The sequence below is a fragment of the Spiroplasma endosymbiont of Polydrusus pterygomalis genome (genome assembly GCF_964030825.1).
GTDB lineage: Bacteria > Bacillota_I > Bacilli_A > Mycoplasmatales > VBWQ01 > Spiroplasma_E.
Map to the genome: position 1 here is coordinate 488100 of NZ_OZ034964.1, position 24898 is coordinate 512997.

General features: G+C 24.8%; 27 protein-coding genes. 16 read left to right on the plus strand and 11 right to left on the minus strand.

Going from position 1 to position 24898, the window contains the following annotated elements:
- Nucleotides 1-245: 245 nt before the first annotated feature.
- From ACQH25_RS02410 to ACQH25_RS02440, 7 genes are all read left to right on the plus strand, one after another.
- Nucleotides 246-899, plus strand: a complete 654-nt coding sequence (locus tag ACQH25_RS02410) for a hypothetical protein (protein WP_425381645.1) — start codon at nucleotides 246-248, stop codon at nucleotides 897-899.
- A 16-nt stretch (nucleotides 900-915) separates the two neighbouring features.
- The gene (gene cmk / locus ACQH25_RS02415) at nucleotides 916-1590 is read left to right on the plus strand and encodes a (d)CMP kinase (protein WP_425381646.1); all 675 of its coding nucleotides are present in this window, start codon (nucleotides 916-918) and stop codon (nucleotides 1588-1590) included.
- 27 nt (nucleotides 1591-1617) lie between these two features.
- A complete protein-coding gene (der, locus tag ACQH25_RS02420; RefSeq protein WP_425381647.1) occupies nucleotides 1618-2943 on the plus strand; it encodes a ribosome biogenesis GTPase Der in 1326 nt (441 codons plus the stop codon).
- A 101-nt stretch (nucleotides 2944-3044) separates the two neighbouring features.
- Complete coding sequence (locus ACQH25_RS02425; RefSeq protein ID WP_425381648.1) at nucleotides 3045-3341, plus strand: hypothetical protein; 297 nt, start codon at nucleotides 3045-3047, stop codon at nucleotides 3339-3341.
- Nucleotides 3342-3383: 42 nt separating this feature from the next.
- Nucleotides 3384-5168 (plus strand): PTS transporter subunit EIIC, encoded by a 1785-nt coding sequence (locus tag ACQH25_RS02430; RefSeq protein WP_425381649.1) that lies wholly within the window; start codon nucleotides 3384-3386, stop codon nucleotides 5166-5168.
- A 530-nt stretch (nucleotides 5169-5698) separates the two neighbouring features.
- Nucleotides 5699-6085, plus strand: coding sequence for a hypothetical protein (locus ACQH25_RS02435; RefSeq protein WP_425381650.1), 387 nt, complete (start codon nucleotides 5699-5701; stop codon nucleotides 6083-6085).
- 208 nt (nucleotides 6086-6293) lie between these two features.
- Nucleotides 6294-6776 (plus strand): hypothetical protein, encoded by a 483-nt coding sequence (locus ACQH25_RS02440; protein ID WP_425381651.1) that lies wholly within the window; start codon nucleotides 6294-6296, stop codon nucleotides 6774-6776.
- Between the two features lie 23 nt (nucleotides 6777-6799).
- On the opposite strand, the gene ACQH25_RS02445 is transcribed toward ACQH25_RS02440, so the two are convergent.
- Nucleotides 6800-7054 carry a hypothetical protein gene (locus tag ACQH25_RS02445; protein WP_425381652.1) on the minus strand — a complete coding sequence of 85 codons (255 nt, stop codon included), beginning with the start codon at nucleotides 7052-7054 and terminating at the stop codon, nucleotides 6800-6802.
- A gap of 132 nt (nucleotides 7055-7186) precedes the next feature.
- On the opposite strand from ACQH25_RS02445, the gene ACQH25_RS02450 reads away from it, so the two are divergent.
- The 5 genes from ACQH25_RS02450 (at nucleotide 7187) to ACQH25_RS02470 (ending at nucleotide 14924) form a co-directional block, all read left to right on the plus strand.
- Entirely contained in the window at nucleotides 7187-8053 is an 867-nt protein-coding gene (locus ACQH25_RS02450) for a hypothetical protein (RefSeq protein ID WP_425381653.1), read from the plus strand.
- 41 nt (nucleotides 8054-8094) lie between these two features.
- Complete coding sequence (locus tag ACQH25_RS02455) at nucleotides 8095-12084, plus strand: FtsX-like permease family protein (protein WP_425381654.1); 3990 nt, start codon at nucleotides 8095-8097, stop codon at nucleotides 12082-12084.
- 20 nt (nucleotides 12085-12104) lie between these two features.
- A complete protein-coding gene (locus ACQH25_RS02460; protein WP_425381655.1) occupies nucleotides 12105-13112 on the plus strand; it encodes an ABC transporter ATP-binding protein in 1008 nt (335 codons plus the stop codon).
- A 139-nt stretch (nucleotides 13113-13251) separates the two neighbouring features.
- A complete protein-coding gene (locus ACQH25_RS02465; RefSeq protein ID WP_425381656.1) occupies nucleotides 13252-13482 on the plus strand; it encodes a hypothetical protein in 231 nt (76 codons plus the stop codon).
- Nucleotides 13483-14165: 683 nt separating this feature from the next.
- Nucleotides 14166-14924, plus strand: coding sequence for a hypothetical protein (locus ACQH25_RS02470; protein WP_425381657.1), 759 nt, complete (start codon nucleotides 14166-14168; stop codon nucleotides 14922-14924).
- A 93-nt stretch (nucleotides 14925-15017) separates the two neighbouring features.
- Here ACQH25_RS02470 and phoU read toward each other — a convergent pair whose 3' ends face one another.
- The 8 genes from phoU to rpmB all read right to left on the minus strand — a co-directional run bounded on the left by phoU (nucleotide 15018) and on the right by rpmB (nucleotide 20833).
- On the minus strand, nucleotides 15018-15695 hold the full coding sequence (phoU, locus tag ACQH25_RS02475; RefSeq protein WP_425381658.1) for a phosphate signaling complex protein PhoU: 678 nt from the start codon (nucleotides 15693-15695) through the stop codon (nucleotides 15018-15020).
- Between the two features lie 31 nt (nucleotides 15696-15726).
- Entirely contained in the window at nucleotides 15727-16668 is a 942-nt protein-coding gene (gene pstB / locus ACQH25_RS02480) for a phosphate ABC transporter ATP-binding protein PstB (protein WP_425381659.1), read from the minus strand.
- On the minus strand, nucleotides 16569-18620 hold the full coding sequence (gene pstC / locus ACQH25_RS02485; protein WP_425381660.1) for a phosphate ABC transporter permease subunit PstC: 2052 nt from the start codon (nucleotides 18618-18620) through the stop codon (nucleotides 16569-16571). Before pstC ends, pstB begins: the two co-directional genes overlap by 100 nt.
- 11 nt (nucleotides 18621-18631) lie before the next feature.
- Complete coding sequence (locus ACQH25_RS02490) at nucleotides 18632-19597, minus strand: PstS family phosphate ABC transporter substrate-binding protein (RefSeq protein WP_425381661.1); 966 nt, start codon at nucleotides 19595-19597, stop codon at nucleotides 18632-18634.
- A 219-nt stretch (nucleotides 19598-19816) separates the two neighbouring features.
- Nucleotides 19817-19942 carry a BspA family leucine-rich repeat surface protein gene (locus tag ACQH25_RS02495; protein WP_425381662.1) on the minus strand — a complete coding sequence of 42 codons (126 nt, stop codon included), beginning with the start codon at nucleotides 19940-19942 and terminating at the stop codon, nucleotides 19817-19819.
- A 16-nt stretch (nucleotides 19943-19958) separates the two neighbouring features.
- Complete coding sequence (locus tag ACQH25_RS02500) at nucleotides 19959-20183, minus strand: hypothetical protein (protein ID WP_425381663.1); 225 nt, start codon at nucleotides 20181-20183, stop codon at nucleotides 19959-19961.
- Nucleotides 20164-20370 carry a hypothetical protein gene (locus tag ACQH25_RS02505; protein ID WP_425381664.1) on the minus strand — a complete coding sequence of 69 codons (207 nt, stop codon included), beginning with the start codon at nucleotides 20368-20370 and terminating at the stop codon, nucleotides 20164-20166. Before ACQH25_RS02505 ends, ACQH25_RS02500 begins: the two co-directional genes overlap by 20 nt.
- Nucleotides 20371-20641: 271 nt before the next feature.
- Entirely contained in the window at nucleotides 20642-20833 is a 192-nt protein-coding gene (gene rpmB / locus ACQH25_RS02510; RefSeq protein WP_425381665.1) for a 50S ribosomal protein L28, read from the minus strand.
- Nucleotides 20834-21030: 197 nt separating this feature from the next.
- Between rpmB and ACQH25_RS02515 the strand changes: the two genes are divergently transcribed.
- Nucleotides 21031-21378 carry an HPr family phosphocarrier protein gene (locus ACQH25_RS02515; RefSeq protein ID WP_425381666.1) on the plus strand — a complete coding sequence of 116 codons (348 nt, stop codon included), beginning with the start codon at nucleotides 21031-21033 and terminating at the stop codon, nucleotides 21376-21378.
- A gap of 98 nt (nucleotides 21379-21476) precedes the next feature.
- Nucleotides 21477-22001 carry a transcription elongation factor GreA gene (greA, locus tag ACQH25_RS02520; protein WP_425381667.1) on the plus strand — a complete coding sequence of 175 codons (525 nt, stop codon included), beginning with the start codon at nucleotides 21477-21479 and terminating at the stop codon, nucleotides 21999-22001.
- A 31-nt stretch (nucleotides 22002-22032) separates the two neighbouring features.
- Here greA and ACQH25_RS02525 read toward each other — a convergent pair whose 3' ends face one another.
- Nucleotides 22033-22602 (minus strand): hypothetical protein, encoded by a 570-nt coding sequence (locus ACQH25_RS02525; protein ID WP_425381668.1) that lies wholly within the window; start codon nucleotides 22600-22602, stop codon nucleotides 22033-22035.
- A gap of 121 nt (nucleotides 22603-22723) precedes the next feature.
- Nucleotides 22724-24139 carry an asparagine--tRNA ligase gene (gene asnS, locus ACQH25_RS02530; protein ID WP_425381669.1) on the minus strand — a complete coding sequence of 472 codons (1416 nt, stop codon included), beginning with the start codon at nucleotides 24137-24139 and terminating at the stop codon, nucleotides 22724-22726.
- A 211-nt stretch (nucleotides 24140-24350) separates the two neighbouring features.
- Here asnS and ACQH25_RS02535 point away from each other — a divergent pair, with 211 nt between their 5' ends.
- Both ACQH25_RS02535 and ACQH25_RS02540 read left to right on the plus strand, forming a co-directional pair.
- Nucleotides 24351-24533: a hypothetical protein gene (locus ACQH25_RS02535; RefSeq protein ID WP_425381670.1), complete on the plus strand. Its 183-nt coding sequence runs from the start codon at nucleotides 24351-24353 to the stop codon at nucleotides 24531-24533.
- Nucleotides 24534-24562: 29 nt separating this feature from the next.
- Nucleotides 24563-24886 carry a hypothetical protein gene (locus ACQH25_RS02540; RefSeq protein ID WP_425381671.1) on the plus strand — a complete coding sequence of 108 codons (324 nt, stop codon included), beginning with the start codon at nucleotides 24563-24565 and terminating at the stop codon, nucleotides 24884-24886.
- The last annotated feature ends 12 nt before the right edge of the window (nucleotides 24887-24898 follow it).

The following is a 24898-nucleotide window of genomic DNA, read 5'->3' on the forward strand; positions in this document are numbered from 1 at the left end:
TCTATTATTGAAAAAATAAATATGCAATAAAAAAAATATTTAGATTTTAATCTAAGTTTTGTAGGATAAAAATTTAATTATTATTTGATATTAGTAATTTGCTGATAAAACTAGATAATATTAATAATAATTATCGTGTATATTATAATGATTTTATATATTTATGTTATAATCAAGAAAATTATTATTAATATTAAAGGTAAAATAAAATTTGGGATATTAACTAGTAATCTGTGGGTGTTTTAATGACAAGAATGGAAAAATATAAAGATTTACGTGAACAAATTGCTAAAGAAATTAAAGAAAATAGTAAAATTTGAGAACAAGAACAAAAAATAGAAAAATATTATCAACAATTAATAAAAGTTGATAAAGCATATTTTGAACCAATTTTTCAAAGTTTAAATTCTGAATTAAATTTAATTAATTTTGAAAATTGCTTTATTAAAAATAATGAGCAACATTTAGATGATAATGATAAATTAATATTGGAAAATATGTTAGAAAATATTAATAATATTTTAGAAAAATATAGCAATAATGTTGATTATAAAGTTGATATGCCATTAATCAATACTAATTTAGAATATCAAACATTAATTAATAGCATGCATAATAAAATAAGTGAATTTCAAAAAGATTTAGAAAGTAAAATTCATGATATTAAAAATTTTGTTAAAAATTTAGAATTCAAATATAAAAAATACAAACTAAATAATAGTGATTTTAATAAAGAATTAAAAGAAATTAATCACCAGCATAATCATTTTCAAGATGAATTACAAAAAATTAAAATTAAAAATAATTATAAATGAAGTTTAACAGTATTTAGTATTACCATTGTTTGTTTAATTTTAGTAGTCATGTTAGTATTATCATTAATATTATTTATTAAATAAAGAATGGAGAAAAACAATGCATCGAAAAATTAATATTGCAATAGATGGCCCAGCTGCCAGTGGTAAATCAGCAGCAGCATATTTGCTGGCAAAAAAAATTAATTATCAATTTATGGATACTGGAATTATATATCGTAGTTTTACTAATTATTGTTTAAAAAATAAAATTGATTTTGAGAATCAAGATTTAGTACTTTCAGCGTTACAACTTTTTGATATGAAGTGAGTTAATGGTCATTTTCTTTTTAATGATCAACCGTCAACAGAAGAAATTTATAATAAAAATGTTACTAGTAAAGTACCATTAATTGCTACATTAGTTGAAGTTAGAAAACTTATTGTTGCTAAAATTCAAGAAATAGTTCAAAATCAAGGTTTTATTGTTGTTGGTCGCGATATTAGTAGCGTTGTTTTGCCTAATGCCCAATTAAAAATTTTTTTAACTTCTAGTTTACATATTCGTAGTGAAAGAAGATATCAACAATACCTTAAAGAAGGTATTAGTATTACACAAGAACAAGTATATAATGATATGGTAATACGTGATAATATTGATAAAACTCGTAGCACTGGTCAATTAGTAATTGTTAAGGATGCAATTATTTTAGATAATAGTGATTTTATTTTAGCAACGACTGTTGCTAAATTAAAAATTTTATATGATAATTACTTTATTAGTCATAAAAAATAGTATTTTAAATATAAGGATTTGAATGAAATGAATAAATTACCAAAAGTAGTAATTGTAGGACGACCTAATGTTGGTAAATCTTCAATTTTTAATCGAATATTACAAAAAAAAGTAGCAATAATTGCAGATATGCCTGGTGCAACTAGAGACCGAATTTATGGAATTGGCGAATGATTAACGCAGAATTTTGTCATTATTGATACTGGTGGTATTACTAAAACAATTACTAATTTTACCCAACAAATTAATCAACAAGTTAATATTGCGTTAGCAGAAGCTGATATTATTTTATTTGTTTGTTCTTATCAAGAAGGTTTAACTGGTGAAGATCAAGATATTGCTAAATTATTATATAAAACCAAAAAACCAGTTATTATTATTGCTAATAAATATGATAATATTCAAAAAGATAATGATAAAGTTTATGAATATTTAAATCTTGGCTTTGGTGAACCAATTTTAGTATCTGCTAATCATGGTATTGGTTTTGGTGATTTATTAGATATGATAATTGCTAAATTACCAAAAGAAGTTCATATTGAAAAAGACGAAAATATTAAATTAGCAATTATTGGCCGTCCTAATGTTGGTAAATCAAGTTTAGTCAATACTATTCTTCAAGAAAATAGAGTTATTGTTTCACCAATCGCAGGAACAACAACCGATGCTATTGATAGTAATTTTGTTTATAATAAAAAACAATATTGTATTATTGATACGGCAGGAATTCGTAAAAAAGGAAAAATTACTGAAGATTTAGAAAAATATAGTTTAATTAGAACTACTAATGCTATTGAACGTAGTGATATTGTGTTATTTTTATTAGATGGTAGTGTTGAAATTCAAGAACAGGATTTAACAATAGCGGGAATAGCAAAAAATTTAGATAAACCAGTTATTATTATTGTTAATAAATGAGATTTGGTTAAAAAAAATGAAAAAACAATGCAAGCGTTTACTAAAAAAATAAAAGAAAAATTTAAATATCTTGAATATTCTTTTATTGTATATTTATCCGCTTTAAAAAACAGCAGAGTTCATACTTTATTCGCTACTATTAATGAAATATTAGTTAATATGAATTTAAGAATTAAAACAAGTATTCTTAATGAAGTAATTAACAAAGCACAATTAATTAATGAACCACCTTACTTTAAAGGTGGTAGATTAAAAATATATTATGCAACACAGGTTGAAAAAAACCCACCCACTTTTATTTTAATGGTCAATGATCCCCAACGATGTCATTTTTCTTATGAACGGTTTTTGATTAATCAAATTCGTGAACGATTTGGTTTTCAAGGAGTACCAATTAAATTAAGATTTAACATGCGTAAATCATTGTATAAATAATGAAATATAAACAATAAGTTTATATTTAAACAAATAGATTATTTATTGTATAATAATATTTATTAAGATAAAAGACTAATGATTAGAAAGTATAAAGGATTATGCTAAATTTTTTAACATTAGAGTCGCACAATAAAAATTTATCAACATCAGCAATGTGAATAATGTTCATCATTGGCTTGCTTTGTGTTGGTATTATTTTTCTTGTGTTTTTTTTATTTAAAAGAAAATTGTATAAAGAAAGGAGCATGATTAACGAACAATTTTTACTAAAACCAAAAAAAGTTACATATCAAGTTTTTAGTTTTTGAAATAAGGTTCTTTATATATTTTTAATATTTTGTGCAACGATTGGTGCCATCGTATTATTATCAGTTTCAATAAGTTCAATGTTTTAATTTTAAAAACTTGAGTAAAAGTTTTAAGGAGGGAGTTAAAATATGGGTTTAGTTTTTCGAAAAAAACATAAAGAAGAAAAGCAAACAAAAAATGGTAATACTGAATTGAAAACGGCAAAAGAAAAAAATGCTTGAAGTAATGTTTTAAAATTTTTACAAGATTTAGGTAAAGCATTGCAATTTCCAATAGCAGTATTACCATTTGCCGCTATTTTAAATCGTTTTGGTGCATTGGGACTTACTTTTACTAGTATTACTGATGTTACAGGTTTACATATTACTAATAAAGTAGGTTATTGAATTTCATATATTATTCAACAACCAGGAAAAATAGTATTTGATAATTTATCATTATTATTTGCTTTGGGATTGGCATTTGGTTTAGCTAAAGATCATCGTGGTGAGGCTTCATTGGTAGGAGCCGTATTCTTTTTAGCAATATATGCGATGACATCAGTTGAACATTCACTACCAGAAATGTTATACAAAAATGTTTTAACATTTAAATCAGATTCGGGTGAAACGTTTTCATCATTATTTTATGTAGAAAAGTTTGGTAGTGATGGTAAAACTATTATTGGTGGAATTTATGTATTAAATATTGGTGTTTTTGGTGGAATTATTGCTGGTTGCTTATCAGCAGTTTTGTATAATAAATTTAAAGAAATTAAACTTCCTCAAGCATTATCATTTTTTGGTGGTCGTAGATTTGCGCCAATGGTTGGTTTGGCAATAACAATTCCTATTGCTTTGCTTTTTGCTATCATTTGACCATGAATTCAATGAGTATTAATGAGATTTGGTCAAGCAGTTGCTAATCCAAATAATCCTGCCGTTGCCATTCCTGGAACAGCAGTTTATGGAATATTAAATCGTCTATTATTACCTTTTGGTTTACATCAAATTTTAAATACTTTCTTTTGATTTCAATTACCAATTAATGGTCATGTCATATCTCCATTTACTGGAGCTGCATCTGAAACAACAGAATGAGTAAATGGAGATATTAATGCCTTTACTAGAGGTATTGAAGGGTCTGGATTTTTTCAGTCAGGTTTTTTTCCAATTATGATGGGTGGTATTCCTGCTGCTGCTTTAGCTATGATTATGGCTGCTAAAAAAGAAAATAGAAAAATGGTATCAGGATTTTTAGGTGGGGTTGCCTTAGTTTCTTTTATTAGTGGAATTACTGAACCAATTGAATTTTCTTTTGTATTTATTGCTCCATTATTGTTATTAATTCATGCTTTATTAACAGGAATATTTATTGCAATAACAACAGCATTACATATTCAAGTTGGTTTTGGTTTTAGTGCCGGGATTATTGACTATTGTATTTCATTTGCGCAATCATGAGGTTTTGCTAATTATGCTGTTGATGTCTATCATTTTACTGCAAATCCATTGTGAGTGTTATTATTAGTTGCGCTTGCTGGTGGTATCTATTTTATTACTTTTTATACAGTAATTACAAAAATGAATATTAAAACGCCAGGTAGAGAAGATGATTTTGGTTCTTTTGGTATTACTGAAGATAAAGCAGCAGTGAAATCAGAATTAAATAATAAAAATCTTAAAAGTGATAAATATACAGTAATGGCAATAAAATTAATTGAAGCAATTGGTGCTGATAATTTTGTTGAAATTGATAATTGTGCTACTAGATTACGTTTGATTGTTAAAGATACTTCACTTATTAATTTAGCAAAAGTTAAAGCAGCGGGAGCATTTGGTACTACAATTTTAAATAAAGAAGCTGTCCAAATTGTTATTGGTACAGATGTTGAACATGTTGCTAATGCAATGAAAGCACAGTTAGCAAGATAACTTGTTGCAAATGTTAAAGTTAAAATAAAATCCATAATTAAAAAAATATTATTTTATTATCAAAACATAATATAAAGATAATAAGCTCATATAACTATTAATTAGTTTATATGAGCAGCTTTTATTATTTAAAAAGAAAGGAGTAAAGAAGTGAAAGTAAGAGAACGTTTAATTTATTAAAAGTTTACAAAAAGTTAAAGTCAACTACCAACAATAACTGAAAACAATTTTATTACTACACTTAATTTAAGACATATGTGTTGTAGTAGTAAAGAAAGTATTATTGTAGTTGTTAGTAATATTGTTGCATATTATAAAAAAACAAGATGAAAAATTTGATGATGAATTATTTATCAAAAATATTAATTATGCTTTACAATTTATTGATCAAGATTTGATGTCGTCAATGAGAATTTTGATTTCTCATATTTTAATATATAATATTTTTAATCATCCCTTATTATGACTTGATTTTAATCAATTTATTAAAAATAATAGTTGTTGCTGTTTTTAAAGAAAAAATAAAAGTAATGACAAGTGACAATGCATCTTTTGATGAAAAAATTAAATACATTAAAAAACAATTAGATAATAATCTTGATATATTTAAGCACTTTAAATTAGTTTGTGAAGATTATCAAGTATGTGTATTAAATTCTTATAACTTTGTTGCTAATAGAATAAAATATTCTTTTACAAACGATAATACTACTGATAATGGTAGTGTATTAGTAGCAAGTGAATATGCTAAAATTAAAAAAATAATTGCAAGAGAAAATAGATTTGAAAAAATATTGATAGTAGCAAGTAGTAATTCTCAACTTTCATCTATCAAACCTTGCATGAAAGTTGAACCAGTTTTTGAGCAAAAAATGGTCCCAAAAACAGTAGTAGTAAATGTAGTATACAGCCAGTAGTAGCATCAGTACCAATTTTAGTACCTACTGGCAATAAATTGTAATGGAAACTAAAGTTTAGAAAATATGGATGCTGTTGATAAGCTAACAATGGGATGTTATTTACAACCAAAATTATCTAGCATGTAATTTTAGTAAAAAATAAGAATCCTAGTTTAAAAAATAAAATATAAAAATTATGGTATATTTATTAAGAGGTGGCTATATCATGAATAATGAAGTTTTAAAAAGAATTTTAGCCAAAAGAGCAATAACAATTAATGATCGAATATTATTTAAAACAATTTTTGAGGTTTTAAGTACTCTTTTTACCAATGAAGAAGGTATATCAACATTAAAAACTGGTTATCAGATAAATGATTATCAACGTCTTTGATTTTTAACAATTACCCCAGATAATAAAAAAGAAACAGTAATTAAAGCTGGATATGGTAACTTTTTAGCAGCAGATTGAAATGTTATTTATCAATTTAATAGTTTAACGACAATTGCTAAAAGAAAGCAATTAGGTGAAAAGTATCATCATGAAAAAGTTGAATTTGTTACTTTTACCAAAATAGAAGAAAAAACAAAAGGTATCGGTTATCATTTTATTGGCATATTTGTTTTTGATGATTTTAGTGATCAAGAATGTAAAACAATGATTTTTAGAAAAATTAAAGATAGTTATAAATTAAAAGCAAAGAGTTAATAAAATTTATTAACTCTTTTTACTTAAAATGATAAATGGTTAGTTTTTTCTTCACTTTCTTCTTTAATAGTAATTATTTGATCATTAATTTCTTTTATCTTTTTTTTCAGACGGTTTTCATTAATTTTTTTATTTAAAAAAGGTGTTGATTTAGTTTTAGATAATGATTGAATATTTGTAGTAGTAGGTTGTTGGTAAATGGTATAATGTTGTTCAATATGCATCATTGGATCTCGATATAAGTATTCATTATTAACGTTATTACTAATGCATTTCATACAATAATTTCAAAACATTTTTATTTTTTCCTTTTTTATTTTAACTACTAATTAAAATTAAATAGTTGCGTTATTTAATTTTAATAGTTTATAATTATAATAATAGCAAACTTTAGTTAAAGGTGAAAAATAATGCTACACGATAGTAATATTTCAAAAATTAATAGTATTAATAATTTTGAACAATTATTTATTTATTTTGCTTTACCAGTTCTTTTTTTACTTTTAATTATGAAAGTATCTTTTTTAATTACTATTAATTTTCATAAAAAAAATATTAATAATAATAAAATATTTAATAAAACAAAAACTATTATTTTACAATTTAGTTTATGATTTTTAGCACAATTTTTTTTATTTTTATTGCCAATGCAAGAAATAGTAATTAATATTCATTTTTTTGATTTAGAAACCTTACGATTATTATCATTAATTTCAATTTTACACTTAGTTATTTGTTTTAGTTTTTTCAGTCATAATAATAATCAAATTATCAAAACAATGCGTTTTACTATTTTGTCAATAATTGTGATTGCCATTATTTTTCAATTTAATTTTACGATGATTAAAATATCATTGCCATCAATAAGTAATGTTGTTTCATTAGTAACTTTACTTTTCTTTTATTATTGATTATTTTTCTTTTTGTGAAAAATGTTTAGTAATAATTTATTTACTATTTTTAATTTAATGAAAAAAACTTGAATCACATTATTTACTAATTCTTCATTACCTAATATCATTGATAAACAATTGCCAATAAAAACATATACTAAAACTAAGACTATTGTTTTAACATGACAATTTGAACGTCAGTTATTTACTAATTTTGATAATCAAATTTCTATTACTGATTATCATAATCAAAAACTTTTAATTGCTACTTATAAGAAAAATTTAACTTATTTTTTAAGCGCGCAATTAACAATGCTTATTAGTAAAACTATTCAAGATTTAAAAACTTTGATTAATGGTTGAAAAATGTCTTTAATTCAATAACTTCTTTTGTTTTAAATTTATAAAAGAAAGGAAGAACGAATATGAAAAAACAATCATTTTTGCTTTTTAAAAATGCATTTAAACAAGCATTGCGTAATAAAATTCAGTTAGTGGGTTTAATAGTTTTAGTATTATTATCATCAACTATTTTTTCATTAATGCAAACAAGTTTAGCAAGAATTTCTAATGAATATTCAATATTAGTTGAAAAATCTAATTTACATGATTTTGTGATTGATTTATCTAATGCTGCTCCAAAACATAATGTTACTAGTAAAAGTTTAACAACAGCAGTTGTTGAGAAAAATGATCTTCATATTAATGCTATTGCCAATACTGTTGGTAATGAATTTATCTGAGATCGTGTTGAAGGCAGAACTATGCAATTAGATAATAATAACAATAATAGAATTTTAAAAATATTAACTTATAATCAAGATGCTCGTATTGATAAATTAATTATTAGTGCTGGTTATCAAATTGGGGATGCTAGTAATCCAGATCATATTACACCACATTGAAAACAAGTAGTTATTAATAAAGAATTTGCCCAAAAAAATAATTTACAAATTAATGATACAATCCGTGTTCAATCAGATCAATTAGGTAGTAGTTTAAAAGTTTCAGGCTATAATTTAAATGATCCTGGTTATAGTAGTTATAATTGATTAAAAATTGTTGGATATGGTGTATCTGCTGATTTTACAACACCAATTATTGACCAAACAACACCAATTCCAAATAAAACTCGCGAAGGGTTATTATATGTTGATCCAACGCAATTTGGTTTAAGCAAAGCACCAGAAGATAATAACTTTGTTTGATCATATGATAGGAATAATGAAAAAATAACGATTGCTGCTGATAATGATCGTGAGATTTATTTTGTTGGAAAATCAATGATCGGTAAAATTAATAATATTAAATTAATTTCAAAACAATTAAAAGATAAATATATTAATACTATTGATTCTGATGCTGCTTTAGTATATCAATTAGGAAATAGTAATTATACGTTTAATAGTCGTACTGCTACTTTAAGTGCAACTTTTACTGCTTTTAAAAGTTTATTAATTGGTTTATTATTAATTGTTTTAATTATTACTGGAATTACAGTAATATTAATTACTTATAAAAATATTGATAATTCACGAACACAAATTGGAATTTTAAAATCATTAGGTTATAGTAATATTAAAATTTTGATTACATCGTTAGCTTATCCAATGATTGCTGCACTTATTGGTACTGTCTTAGTTTTTTTACCAGCTAGTGGTTTACAACTAATTATTGTCCATACTTTTTCTGATTATTTTAATCTAGATTTTGGTCGTTTTATTTTTAATGGATTAGGCTTTGTTTATTGTTTAATTTTAATATTTGGATTTTTATCAATTATTGCTTGAATTATTAGTGCATTAACAGTTATTAAAAAACCAATAGATTTAATTAAAAATGAATCAGTTACTGTTAATTCTCGTTTTAGTCATCTTATTAAAGCAAAAAGTATTAATCGTGGTTTTTTAACGAGATTTCGTTTATCACTATTTACATCATCAATTGGAAAAATGTCAGCAGCAGCATTAACTATGTTTTTAGGAACAACTTTAATGACAACAGCTATTATTGGTCCAAAAATTATGGCTGATAATAAATTACTTTCTTTTACTGGTATGCATTACCATTCTTTAGTTGAATATCAAGTGCCAACTTATAATTCGCCATATAGTTTTTATAAAACTTATAATCCAAATAATAAAAATGATTGAACATATACTGCTACTACTGATGAGACTAATGGTGAAAAGTATTTACATCCCCCTCGTTTTGATAGTTCAGGTCCATTGAATGAGACTTTTGTGAAAGAATTATTGGAAAATAATATTAATGGTGAAGCATATGCTCCAATGTCATATGAGTCTAATCCTGGCGCTGCTATTACCACTTTGGGAATGTCTGGTTTAACATATTTAAATGGTAAAATGCTTACTAAAAACTTTTTAAATGGACTAGATTCTAGTGATATTAATAATGATACTATTGTTGAAATTATGGTGCAAATGGCTTGACCAAATGCCTTACCAATGTATCAAAAAGTTTTAAAAGAAAAAAAGAATGATATCTTTTATAGTAATGATACTTATAATATTGTGCGAAGATTTTATCAAGATTTTCGCACGACAGTAGCAATGAATATTAGTGGTATAATTTCGCAAACTGGTAATATTAGTACTAATCCTAGTGATTTTGATGTTACAAAGTTTAAAACTTGAGCAAATAGTAATATACCTGCTTATCATAATACTTCAAGTTCTGGTGTTACTTTTGCCAATGATATTGATAATTTAAGTTTTGATACTAGTGATAAATTATACCCATGACATTTAACTAACGAAAAGCAGTTATTAAATAATGATGCAATTAGTATTAGTGAAGAAGATCGTGATCATTGAATTAATAAAGTTGGAATTTGATTTGGTGCTTTATTTTATAAAAGAATGGGACAAACAGTAGTGCAAGGTGTTTATACTAAAAGTCCATATTTTATTCGTCAGAATATTGCTAAGGCTTATAATGACCCTAATGCTCCTTTTAATGTGGCGTTTAATGTTGTTCCCTATGATAAGAATACTGATGAATTAGGAACTTATTTTATTGGTACTCCTGAAAAATTATTTAATCACAACAAATATTTAATGAAAGTTTATGGTTTACAAAATCAACAACAATTAGGTAAACCATCAATGATGCAATTATATGATGAAAGAGGTTCTTCATTAAATCCGGTTTTAGAACAAGAAAATAGTGACGATAGTATTAGTATTGTTATTAATCAAACGATCGCTAAACAATTAAATTTAAAAACTAACGATGAATTTAAAATGAGTAGTAATGGTAATATTATGAAATTTAAAGATGCCGCTACTAATGAATTTAAAGCTTTTGATCTAAATCAAATTGATATTGATGACATCGTAGAAGATCCTAAAAATGATAATAATGTAACGTTATCAAAAGCAAAAACTGGTTATAAAGAAGTTGATAGTTTAAAAAATGGAGCATATGAGAATTTAGGTACTAATGCGACACCAATGTTACAAGAAGTTGCTGCTGGTAACGTTGTTAATGCTTACGATCATCAAATGACTTCTAAGTATAAAGTAGTTGGTATCTATAATGGTTATGGTCAACCTAATGCTTATATTAGCAAAAATAATGCTGATAAAGTCTTATCATTTAATAAAACAAAAGAATTTTTCTTTTTATTATTTAAAAAAGAATGAGCAGAAAAAAATACAATCGCTGGTGTTGAGTTTGATAAATTAAAAGATATTAATAATTATCAAGAATTGCTTGAAAAAATAAATGATCCTGTTTTTGCTAAACTTAATCAAGTATTTGCAAATGAAAATCCAATATTTAATTTTAAATTTTCAACTGCACAAGCATTACCAGATATTACTAATTCATTTTCAACTTCACAAATGTATGGCGATTATAGTGCTTTTGGCTTAAATGGTGGTACTAATAATGGTATTACTTATCAGGGTTATGGTGCTGGTAGTGCCAATAATATTACACCACAAGATATTGATCATCAATTATTAAATCAAATTACTGATTTAGTTGATGCCGTATTAGGAGCGTTTATTATTTTTTCCTTAATAATTTCATTCTTTATTATTTTATTAACAAGTAATTTAGTAATTTATGAAAATCGTAAAACAATAGCAACTATGAAAACACTTGGCTATAGTGATGCTAAGATAACTAATATTGTTATTGGTATGTATTTACCAGTGATTGCTGTTATGTTTGTTTTTGGTCTTCCCGTAGGATGAATAATTGTTAAGTTTATCATTAATTATTTAGCTGATAATACAACATGAGTTTTACCTTTATTTTTTACTTGATGATTACCTTTTGTTGTCGGTTTTATTGTTGTTGCTATTTATGCCACAACCTTTATTATTGATTGATATGCGATGAAGAAAATTAATCCAATTAAAGCTTTAAATGAAATTGATTAAAAATTGAAGGGAATAAGAACATGAAAAATAATAAAAAAAACCTTAAAAATGTAAATAACGAGAAAACTGAGAATCAATTAAAATCTAGTTTTATCAAAAAGTCAGTAGCAAAAGAAAAAGAAAAACCAGTACTACCACCAATTCACGCCTCCCATGATAAGCCAGAGTCAAAAGAAGAAATTGAGGTAAATAAAAAGAAATTAAAACTTTTTAAAGATAAGCAAAAAGAAATTAAAAAATTGACAAAAGCCCATTCAAGAGAAATTTTAGCAGGTAAAATTATCTCAATCACTAACAATATACCAAATACTAATACTAACGTGATTGAGTTATTTGATGTTAAAAAATCTTACTTAACAGGAGATTTAGAATATGAAGTATTAAAAGGTGTTAATTTAAAAATTAAGTTAGGCGATTTTGTTGTTATTTTAGGCCCTTCTGGTAGTGGAAAAACAACGTTATTAAATATTATTTCAGGATTAGATAAGGCAAATACTGGTGATGTTTTTGTTGCTGGATATAATTTATCGCTATTAAAGGATAGTCATTTAACTAAATTTAGAAGAGACAATGTTGGTTTTATTTTTCAACAATATAATTTATTAACTAATTTAACAGCTCGTGAAAATGCTGAAGTTGGTGAAAATCTTGCTAAAAATAAAAATAAAAATATGACAATTGATGATATTTTCAAAGTTATTGAGTTGGATGAACATATGAATAAATTTCCAAGTCAATTATCTGGTGGTCAACAGCAAAGAGTTTCGATTGGTCGAGCACTAGCCAAAAATCCAACGATTTTATTTTGTGATGAACCAACTGGTGCCCTTGATGAAGAAATGGGACGGAAGGTATTAGAAATTTTATTAGATGTTAATCATGAATACAAAACGTCAATTATTATGGTTACTCATAATCCAAACTTTCAATATGTCGCTAATACCGTTATTAATGTTAAAAATGGTAAAATTATTAGTATAAAGAATAATGAAAAACCAATGAAACCAAGTGACATAAATTGATCATAAGAAAAAGGGCGTAGATGGGGGTTGTTTTGCTAAATATAGAAAAAATTTGTGTAGTGAGAAAAATATTAAATTATAAGAAATCAATAGAGAATACGATATGTTATTTAGTTTAATTATTTTTCGAAAGAGGGGGATAATAATGAGTATTGGATTAATTATGTTGATTATATGAATATGTTTTGTATTTTGAGTAGTGTTTTTAATTTGAGGGATAATTTTATGTAGTAGTAATAATGCATTAGGGGTTTTATTATTATTTTTAACATTAAACGTATTTGGTTTAATTATTGGTTTATTTTTATTATATAATAGTAAGAATAAGCAAACAGTAGCAATGGAAAAGAAATATTTATCAGAAAAGATAGATTAAAAATAAAATTGTTAATAGAGTGAAATTTTTTGAATATATTTTTTAAAATATAATTTAATTTAATTTTTGTTAAATTAACGCAATTTATATTTTCTTGACTATTAAAAAAGTTATAAATATTTTAATATAAATTTTAAAGTTGTAGGGTAGTTATTTAGAACATAATTTTTCTTTCCCCCTTTCCAAAATTATTAAAATCTATTATTTTATTTTTAAAAATAAAATAATAGATTAAAAATTTATATTAAGTTTTACAAGTAAATATGAAATTTGTAATGTTTTTTTACTGTCTCAAAAAATAAACACTTTGTATTTAATTTTCTTTTTTTGCGTTTAATAGCATCTTTTTTATAAGAATAATGGAAAATGGTATAATTCAGACATAAAATTAGGAGAAAAAGAAATAATTTATAATCTAAACATTAATAAAAACAAATTTAAATAAAATAATAGCAGCAATTGAAATTTGCTATGAAAAAAATTTTATCATCAAATGGTGGTAACAAAACAATAATACATAACAAAGCAAATAATTTATAATATTTTAGATTATGTTGGTAATGTTGACTGGGGGCTTATACAACGATATGCTCAGAAAAAAAATGATATTCACAAAATATATTTATCTGTTTTAATTAAACTGGCATTTAAAAGTTATATAAAATGAAATGGAATTTATCATAATGAATGTTTTAATAAGAAAATCTAAAAAAAGTTTCTATCATAAAAAAAACTTAATAATCAAATTAATAATATTAGTTTTAATTTGATTATTAAGTTTTTATGTATTATCAGTAAAATTTTGAGAAGGTGATATTAACGTAAGTTATTGAATTTTTATTATTGATATTTTAAGATGATTTAGCGTTTGAGCAACAATTATTTCTTTAATTTGAAGTTCATGAATATTATTTTTTTTAACTAAAAAAAATAATATTCAGTTAATTACTAGTTATAATTTTAAGGCTTTTTCTTTGGTTTATAATTTGCTAGCAGCAATTATTTTTTGATGTGGAATATTTAGGTACGGATGAAATGAGTATATTGTCAAAAGAACAGAAGAATCATTATCATTTTCTGCTACCTTAATAGGACATTTAATTATTCCTATTTTATTATTAATTTATTTTATTATATATTGTGATTATTTTAAAATTAATCGAACTTATTATAAAAAAGATTTTTGGTTAGTATTAATTTTCCCTTTTTTGTATGCAATTTTTATGCTATTTCGTTCATTTTATTTAATTCATCAATATAAAATTAAAGGAATAAATCTAAATGATCATTTAGTTTTTATTTCACCTTATTGATTTCTTTCATGATTTATTTATGGTTGAGGTTATTGGATAGGAAGTATGTTATTTTTTGTAATTATTACATTATTTTTAACTTTAATTATTAATACTATTAATAATTTAATTGTTAAAAAAAATAAATAATAAATTACTATATTTCACTTACATTTCTAAATTAATATAAGAAATATCTTCATAGTCCTTAAACTTACAAAGAACTAATAATTTTGTCAAAAATTATTCAGATAATTTTGTGGAAGATAAGTCATAAAATTTACCTTTAATAATATAAACTATTGTTTCACAAATATTAACTAGGTGATCACCTAGTCTTTCAATATACTTCAACTGTTGCATTGTTGATGTATATTGAGAGAGTTGATCATCATTTTTATTTTGTTTTAGCATGTTAACTATATTTTTCATTGATTCACGAAAACGATTATCAATATCAGCATCGTATGCTGCTGCTTGATAAGCTTTGTTAATATCATTTTCATTTATTGACTCACCAATTAAATCCATCATTTTAAAAACTTTTTTCATTAATCCAGACAACTGTGATGTTAATTTAAGTTCTGGTTTGTATTTAACATTAAATTTAGATAAATTTTTAGCATAATTTGAAATACGTTCTAAGTCACGAATAATATTCATATAACCAATAATAGTACGCAAATCACTAGCAAAAGGATTTTGTTGAGCAATACTTCAAATCGCAGTAATTGTTAAACTTTCAGCAACAGTTCTAATTTCTTTATCAGTTTCAACAATTCTTTTTGAAGTTTCAAAGTCTTGTGTTTCCATTGCTATTAATGCGTCTTTATGTTCTTTTTTAACTTCTTTTAGTAAAGTTAATAAATTTTGTTTTAAATTAATAATATCTAAATCAAATCTACGGTTAATTACTTTCATATTTTCCTCCTTTCTTTAATAATTATATATTTTAACCAAATCTGCCGGTAATATAATCTTCTGTTCTTTTATCCTTTGGTCGTGAGAATATTTTTTTGGTATTATTATATTCAATAACTTCACCATTTAAGAAAAAAGCAGTTTTATCAGAAATTCGTGCTGCTTGTTGCATTGAATGGGTAACAACAATAATGGTAAAGTCTGTTTTTAAATCATTCATTAAGTCTTCAATCTTTGATGCAGCAATTGGATCTAAAGCTGAAGTTGGCTCATCCATTAATAATACTTCTGGTTTTAAAGCAATAGCACGAGCAATACATAACCGTTGTTGTTGACCACCAGACAATGATAATGCTGAATCAAAAAGATGTTGAGCAACTTCATCTCATAATGCTGCTTTTTTTAAAGCATCTTCAACAATTTGATTTAAAATCTTTTTCTTTTTAATGCCTTGATTTCTTGGTCCATAGGCAACATTATCATAAATTGACATTGGAAAAGGATTAGGTTTTTGAAATACCATCCCAACTTTAGTTCGTAATAAAATAATATTTTTTTTATTTTCATAAATATTTTCATTGTTGAATAGTATTTCACCACTAATTTTAACACCATCAATTAAATCATTCATGCGATTTAAAGTTCGTAGTAATGTTGATTTACCACAACCACTTGGTCCAATAAAAGCAGTTACTTGGTTGCGAGTAATTTCTAAGTTTATATTAAATAAAGCTTGTTTTTTACCATGATTATAAAAGAAATTTAAATTTTTAATAGTAAAAACATAACTACTTTTTTCACTAAATTCACTTGCAGTTTTTGGTTTAGGGTCAGAATTTTTACGTGATTGATGAGGTTTATTTTCTTTTATTGTTAAGAAATATGGTTTGTTTGGATTTGTTTTTCTTTTTTGATTGCTATTCGTTGCTGTTTTTTTGCTTTCATCTTTTCTTTTAATAATTCAATTGAACATTTTGTTTTCACCCCGATTCCTGTTGTTAAATTTTTTTCAAAATGTTTTGCTAAGAAATTTAAAATAAATATTAAAATGACTGTTATTAGTGCTGTTTGGTACATCATTCCTAATTTATTAGTATCATTTGATTCCTTATTAATTAATAAAATATGTGTTGTTAATGTTTGCCCTGAACTTAAGAAACCTTTATTGGGAAAGGCAACAGTGCTTCCTAATGTTAAATAAACTGGTGCTGATTCACCGATAATTCTGCCCATTGATAAAATCATACTGGTAATAATACCACCAAGAGCAGTAGGAATAACTACTTTTCTTATTGTCTCAAATTTACTAGCTCCAAGTGCCAGTGATGCTTCACGATATTCAATCGGAACTGATTTTAGTGTATCTTCTACTGCTTTAATAATAAGAGGTAAAACAACAATTGTCAATGTTAAACTAGCAGCAATAGCTGAAAAACTTATTTGGAGGAAAGTAATAAAAAAAGTAAATCCAAACATCCCAAAAATAATTGATGGTATTGAAGCTAATGTATTTAGAACAAACCGTAATGTGGCAGCAAATCATCCATTTTTAGCATATTCATGAAGGTAAATTGCACCAATAATACCTAACGGCATTGCGATAGTAATTGTTGTTAATACTAATAAACATGTCATTGTGATAATTGATAAGTAGCCTTCATCACCAGTTGTTCAAAATAAAGCTACAAAATTAAAATTAAAAACACCACTAACACTAGCAGCATTACCACTAATATTAAAAATGCCATTAATAATAATATCACCAATAATTCAAACAATTAAGCTCATGGTAATAAAACAAGCTAATCCCATAAAAAATAGTCGAAAATAATCTTTAAAATGTTTTCAACCTTGATTTTTAATTGTCTTTTCATTGATGGTTAACATTAATTGGTGATCAGAAAGTTTTAAATTTTTTAAATTATAATTTCGTGCTTTTTTATGACCTTTTGTTTTTTTATCACTACGTTTATAAATAATTAAAACAATGACATTAATAATTGCAACAATGATAAATAAAAATAGACCAATGCCATATAATGCTGATATTTGTTGTGAACTAACTGCTTCTCCGATTTCTAATCCAATTACTCCTGCTAAAGTAGAAATTGAACTAAATAAAAATGAAAGTGGTCCATGTGCAAAGTTAGGAATTAAAGTACTATTACCAGCGATCATGACAACAGCCATTGTTTCACCAATAACTCTACCAAAACCAAAGATTACGGCACCAATAATTTTCGTTTTTGCTGCTTTAAAAATAACTTTAAAACTAGTATCAGTTCGACTAATACCTAACGCTAATGATGCATATAGATAGGATTTTGGTACTCTAGTAATAGCATTAACAGATAAGGAAATGATAGTTGGTAATGCCATCATTGATAAAATAAAACTTGCTGTCATCATATTTTCTTTAGTTGGTGCTCCCATTTTTACAAAAATAGGGCCAATTGTCATCAGACCAAAAGCACCAAAGACAACAGAAGGAATGCCAGATAGTAGTTCAACTAAAGTCAGTGTTGTTTTTTTTAATTTTGGTGGTAAAAATTCACAGATAAATAATGAAGTTAATAAACTTAAAGGAACAGCAATTACCATTGAAAACAATGCGACTCAGAAAGTGGCAACAGCAAAAGCAATAATTCCAAAACTATTAGCACTAGGTAATCATTTACTATTTCCTAACATTTTAAATCAATTAAGGAAACTCATATTGCTAAATGTTTGACCAATAATAAAACCAATTAATAATGCAGTAATAATTAATGTTAATGAAGATATTGCTAGGACACAAACTTTAGCAATTAAATCATGAGTATGTTTTTTTTGTTCACTAATATATCCATTTTTAGTTTTATGTTTTTTATTAAAATGATTAAAAGTTATTTTGTGTCAGAAGTCTTTAAAAGATTTGCGTTTCATTTGTTACTCCTTTATGGAAATTCATTTAATCATTTTTGTAAGTTTTTATTTACTTCATCATTCAATGGTACAGCGGCTTGTGCATATTGATCTTCTTTAAAAGCAGGAACTACATATTCGTTATGACCTGGATAATCATTAACAAATAGGAATTTTAGAAATTTAATTAAGCTATTGATTTGTTTAAAGTTTTTATTGATTAAACCTGTAAATGGTCGTGCTAAATGATAAGTATTATTTTTAATTGTGTCTAAACTTGGAATAACATTTTCTCAATTAGCAATATGAATATTCGCGAACTGTGGATTAGAAAATAATTGCTTTTTATCTGAATATGAACTATAACCAACACCACCAGCAGACATACTAAACATTTGGGTACTTGAATTAACTGTTATTGCTTGTGGATAGTATGCTTGTGAGTTTCCTAAAACTTTTTCATTGAAAACATCACGAGTTCCTGAACCATTTTCACGAGTATAAGGTAATACTTTAAGGTTACAAGTTGCTTTGACTCAACCTTGATTTGGATCTGAAGATTTTTCCGGAAATAAATCTTTTCATAAAATTGGTGAAGTAGTTAGGTACATTTGTTTTGCTTTGTCTTGTGTAAAATTTAGTGGTTTATCATTGCCTAAGCAGTTTTGTGGTAGGTTATAAACAAGAATCATTCCATCTTTTGATAAAACAAAAGAAATTAAATTATTATTAGTTGTAGTATATTCTTTTGATAATCACCCAATGGCAAACATATTTTTATTAACAGGAATTACTGCGGCATCTGAACCTAAGCTATTGTAAGTGAAATCTGCTTCTTTATGATTATCAGGATAATAATTCATTAATGTATGCATTAACGGTGATATTGAAGTTGATCCACCCATAATAAAGTATGGTTTATGGCTAACTAACGTTACAATAAAAATAGTAATCATAGTGATTAGTCATAATGATGGCAAAATTCTTTTTTTTAACATATAAATCCACCCAACTGAGAGTTTTCTTTATCATACACGTATTATAACAATATAATTGATAAAAACTAGAAAAATTATTTCGTTTTAAAAAAAATTATATTTTTAAAATTTTATTTAATAAATGTAATTTGTTATTTTAAATTTTGGCAATTTTGCATTATCATTCATTCCTAAATTGGTATTAAATTGTTGATGATTTGTTATTTTTGCTATATTTCATTATGAAAGATCTTGGTTACATAATTTTACACCAGTAAACATATAATTCATATCTGTTATATTTGAAACGTTTTCTTTTGAGATATTATCATTAAAAAAACCTGTTCTAAAGAATATTCCACTCATATCTGTTACTTTTGATCTATCTCAGCTCAACTTGATAAATCTTTATTAAATATTTTTGTAATAGCAAACATGTTTTTAAAGATGTTATTTTTGGTGGTAATTGATTAGGTACTTTTTCAATACTTTTTGGCATAATTACAGCTTGAATTTCGTTTTTTTCATTTTGATAAAATCCAATTTGATTAATTTCTTTGGTAATTCTATTTGATAAATTAGTTTCATTAGTTGTTATTTTTGCCAAATTTATCAATATATTTAGTATCTTGTTGGGTTTTAGCTACACTATAATTATTAGTACTAATATTATCTTTTTGTAAAATTGTGTGTAAGATATTTTTTAAATTTCCTATTGTTATTGCAAATGTTAAAATATTTAATGTTGTTAGTACTGGTTTTTTACAAAAATCCCTTTTTATTTTTCCTAGCAACTTCTTAAGTTCAAAAAGTCAATTAAGTTTTATATTTTTTTTAATAAAAAGTATTAAATTTACTGCAAATTTAATTTAATATATTATATTAAATAACAAAATATTTACTAGAAATTAACATGTATGATTGAAAAAAAATTACTTAAACTTTGAAATAGTTTTCATATTTTTTAACTATAATGAAATGATATAAAAAAATAAAAGAAATATAGAAGACTATATTTCTTTTATTCACATTCTTTATTTATATAATTAAAAAGATAAAATAATTTTATTTTTTGTTATCTAAAGCATTATTTTTCTTTAAAGTTTTTAAAGTACGAGCACTAATCATTAAAGTTTTGCCACCAATTTTTACTGGTTGTAAGTTTGGATTTCATTTTCTTTTAGAAGAGTTCATCGCGTGCGAACGGTTATTGCCAGCTAGTGGGCCAATGCCACTTAAAGCACATTTTCTTGCCATAGTTATTTCTCCTTATTAATGTTTTGACTAGTAAATAATATCATATTTATTTGATATTTTTTTAAAAAAATATCAAATTTATTTATCTTTTAATAAAATAAAAAAATAATTATATATATTTTTTTTTAAAAACAAAAAATGTGTTATAAATAACCTATGATTAATATAGAAATTTTTGAGAAATCTTGGAGGAAAACATGAAGTGTATTATTTATCCTGTGCAGATTGATGATGAAAAAAAAATAGGTTTACATGCACGACCAGTAGCTAAAGTGGCAGGTGCTATTAGTAAGTATAAAAATATTGATGTGGAAGTTGTTAAGTTACCTGATAATGCAGACATTACTAAGCCAATAGAACTGACAGGTAAAGAACAAAAAGTTAAAGCAAAATCAGTTCTTAGTTTTCTAGGTTTACAAGTAAAAAACTTTAATAAAATTGCTTTTATCATTACAAAAATCAATGATAAAGAAGAAGATAAAATACTTGATGAAGTTAAGTCAGTAATTAGTTTTGTCTTAAAAGAAGAAAAGTTGATAAAGTAATTTAAGAAATCAAAAGTATTCTTTGAATACTTTTTTTAAAACCATTATCCTTATGATATAATTATTTACGTTGTTCAAATATAAATGGAGGCAATTTAATGAGTGAAATTAACAAAAATAAAGAAATAATTATTTCTGAACAAGGTTTAGAAAAATTAAAAACTGAATTATATAAAAGAATTAATGTTGAACGTGAAGCAATAAAAGAACGTTTAAAGGCAGCGAGAGTCGATGGTGATTTATCAGAGAATGCTGACTATACTAGTGCTCGTGAAGAACAAGCTAAAAATGAATCACGTATTCAAGAACTTGAAACTATTATTACTAGTGCTGTTATTCTTGAAGAACAAAAACAACGTAAAAATAGTAATATCAAAGCAGTTCGTGTTGGTAGTTGAGTAACAATTGCAAAAATTAAGGATAATAAAGTAATTGCTAATTCAGAGCAAAAATTTAAAATTGTTGGCAGTATTGAAACTGATCCATTTGAAGGATGAATATCTAATGAATGTCCATTAGCAACATCAATTATGAATTGTGTAATTGGTGATATTGTTGATATTAAAGGTATTAAAGAATCATATAAAGTAAAAATTATCGAAGTAAAAAATGATCATTATTAATGATCATTTTTTATTTAAAATATAAAAAATATTATAATTTATAATTGTATAGAGAATGATAGTGATAATTTTTGTCTTCTTTATTAGCAACTAAATTACTTTCTTTTTTGACTTTTTCAAAATTATTATTTATTTTTAAACAATCATTTAGTAATTGGTTTAAAGTAGGATTTTCAATATGAAAATTTTCACATATTTCTTTTAATGAAAGTTTAACTTCAAAGTTTGTTTCATTGTTTTTAATGATAATACTTTCTTTAATAATTGTATTTTTTAAATCATTAATAGTTGCAGTTGTTTTTGTTGAATCTAATAGTTTATTTTCAACTATTTGAAATTTTGGTAAATTAAGTGTTGCTTTTATTTTTCATGGAATATAAAACTTGTTTGTGGCAACTGCTTTATAATAAGCATTTTTAAAAAATGCTTGTAATTGTTCAGAACTACTGGTTAGTTTTGAACAATTATAAAGCGAGTGTTGTACATTAATTCCATCTTGTTGACTATGATCAATTATTATTTCTAAATTTAAACGTTTACTTTGTATAGCAAAAACATTAGTTTGTAATCATGTTTTGCTAATTGTATGTGGTTTGTACATATAATTTTCCTCTTCTCATTAGTTTTAAACTGATAATTTTAGTGCCAAAATTATTATATATGATGTTAAAAAAAATGTAATTTTTATGGATTATAAAATAAAGAGTAATATTAACATTTTTTTAAAATGTTAAATTATTTGGTGTACGAGGAAAAGGAATAACATCTCTAATATTATTACTACCAGTAATAAACATTAAAAATCTTTCTAATCCTAAACCAAAGCCAGCACTTGGTGCATAACCATATTTTCTTAAATCAAAGTATCATTGTAAATCATCGCCTGCAATTTTAAATTGATTTTTATTTTTTAGTAATTGTTGGTAGTTATCTTCACGAACAGATCCACCAATTAATTCACCAATTCCTGGTACTAATAAATCCATAGCTGCTACTGTTTTTTGTTCTGGATAATTATTGTCAATTGGATTTAGTTTCATATAAAACGCTTTGATTGCTTGTGGATAGTTAATAACAAATGTTGGTTGTTTAGTTATCTCCTCACATAAATATCTTTCATGTTCTGACTGTAAATCAATGCCTCATTTAATATTATTAAATTCAAATTTTTTTCCTTCTTTTTGGGCAACTAATAATAAGTCAATGACTTTTGTATAAGTAATAACTTTGAAATTAGTTTTTGCATCAGCAATACTTGTTAATTTTTCAATTAATGATTCATTATTTTTAGTTTCTTGTTTTTCTTGTAAAAATTTTAGTTCAGAATTGCAATTATTTAAGACATCACTAATAACAGTTTTTATTAGATTTTGTGCTAGCATAATATTATCTTGTAAGTTGCTAAAGGTAAATTCTGGTTCTATCATTCAAAATTCTGCAGCATGACGGGTAGTATTAGATTTTTCAGCACGAAATGTTGGACCAAAAGTATAAACTTTTTGTAAAGATTGCGCATATGCTTCTGCATTTAGTTGTCCGCTAACAGTTAATGCAGCTTTTTTACTAAAAAAATCTTTTTCATATTTATCATTAGTTATTGTTGTAACAATGAAATTTTCACCAGCGCCCTCGGCATCATTAGCAGTAATAATAGGACTATGCAAATAAATAAATTGCTGATCATGAAAAAATTTATGAATCGATCATGATACTTGATCACGGATCCTAAATAGTGCTAAGAAAGTATTCGTGCGAACACGTAAGTGTGCATTTTCACGGAGAAATTCCTTGGTATGCTCTTTTTTTTGGATTGGGTAGTCATTACTACATAGATTGTAGATAGTAGTATTAATTGCTTTTAATTCAAATGGTTGTTTTGCATCTGGCGTTAAAATTAGATTACCAGTAATAGTAACAGCACTGCCAGTAGTAATAGTAGTTAAATTATTATTACTTGCTAAATTTGGATCATATACTACTTGTAAATTATGAATGGAAGAACCATCATTTAAATCTAAAAATCCAACTTTTTTATTAATTCGATTAGAACGAACCCAACCATTGACAGTTATTTGTTTTGGTATTTTTTTAGTTTTATCATTATTATCAATAAATAAATTATTAATTGTATAAATCATTATTGTTCCTCCTCGTTATTTTTATGATATATAATAAATAAATTATATATTAACTATTATCTTAGTAGTCATTTATTTATTTATTTTTTCAGTAATATTTGCTATTAATTTTATTTTTGATTTAATATAAATTTTATTATTAAATTTGCAGTTAGTGTTATAATGAATAAATATCAGTTATTCAAATACAAAAGGAGTACCAAACAGAATTATGGGTAAATTTTTAAAGTTAATTACTAATGGTTTTATGATGGGTGTTAGTGAGCCTTGATGTAATAATGAAGCAGTTGCTGTTTTACCTTTTATATATCAAAATAATCAATATTGGTTTTTGTTAATAAATGAAAATAATCCTTTATTTGAAGATAAAAAAAATCACACTTTAGTACTTTAACAGGTGGCTGTAAATTAAATAAATCACCATTGCAAACTGTTAAAGATGAGATATTTGAAGAGACAGGAATTAATATTAATGGTTTAAAAAGTAATTATATTTATAACCTTGGTAGTTATTATATTAATAAAACTTCAATAAAAAAATGGTATTTTTATGCAGTTGATGTCACAACTTTAAATTTAGATTTAACGTTAGTTTATTTTGGTAAAGTTGATGGCAGTATTGGTGAAAAAGGGATTAGTGGTACTTTTGTTAATGAAAGTGAATTGGATAAAGTTAATGATGGCCTAACATTAGCAATTTATGGAAAATTACAATGAAATAATACGATAGTTTATTTTAATAAATAACTAAAAAGGATT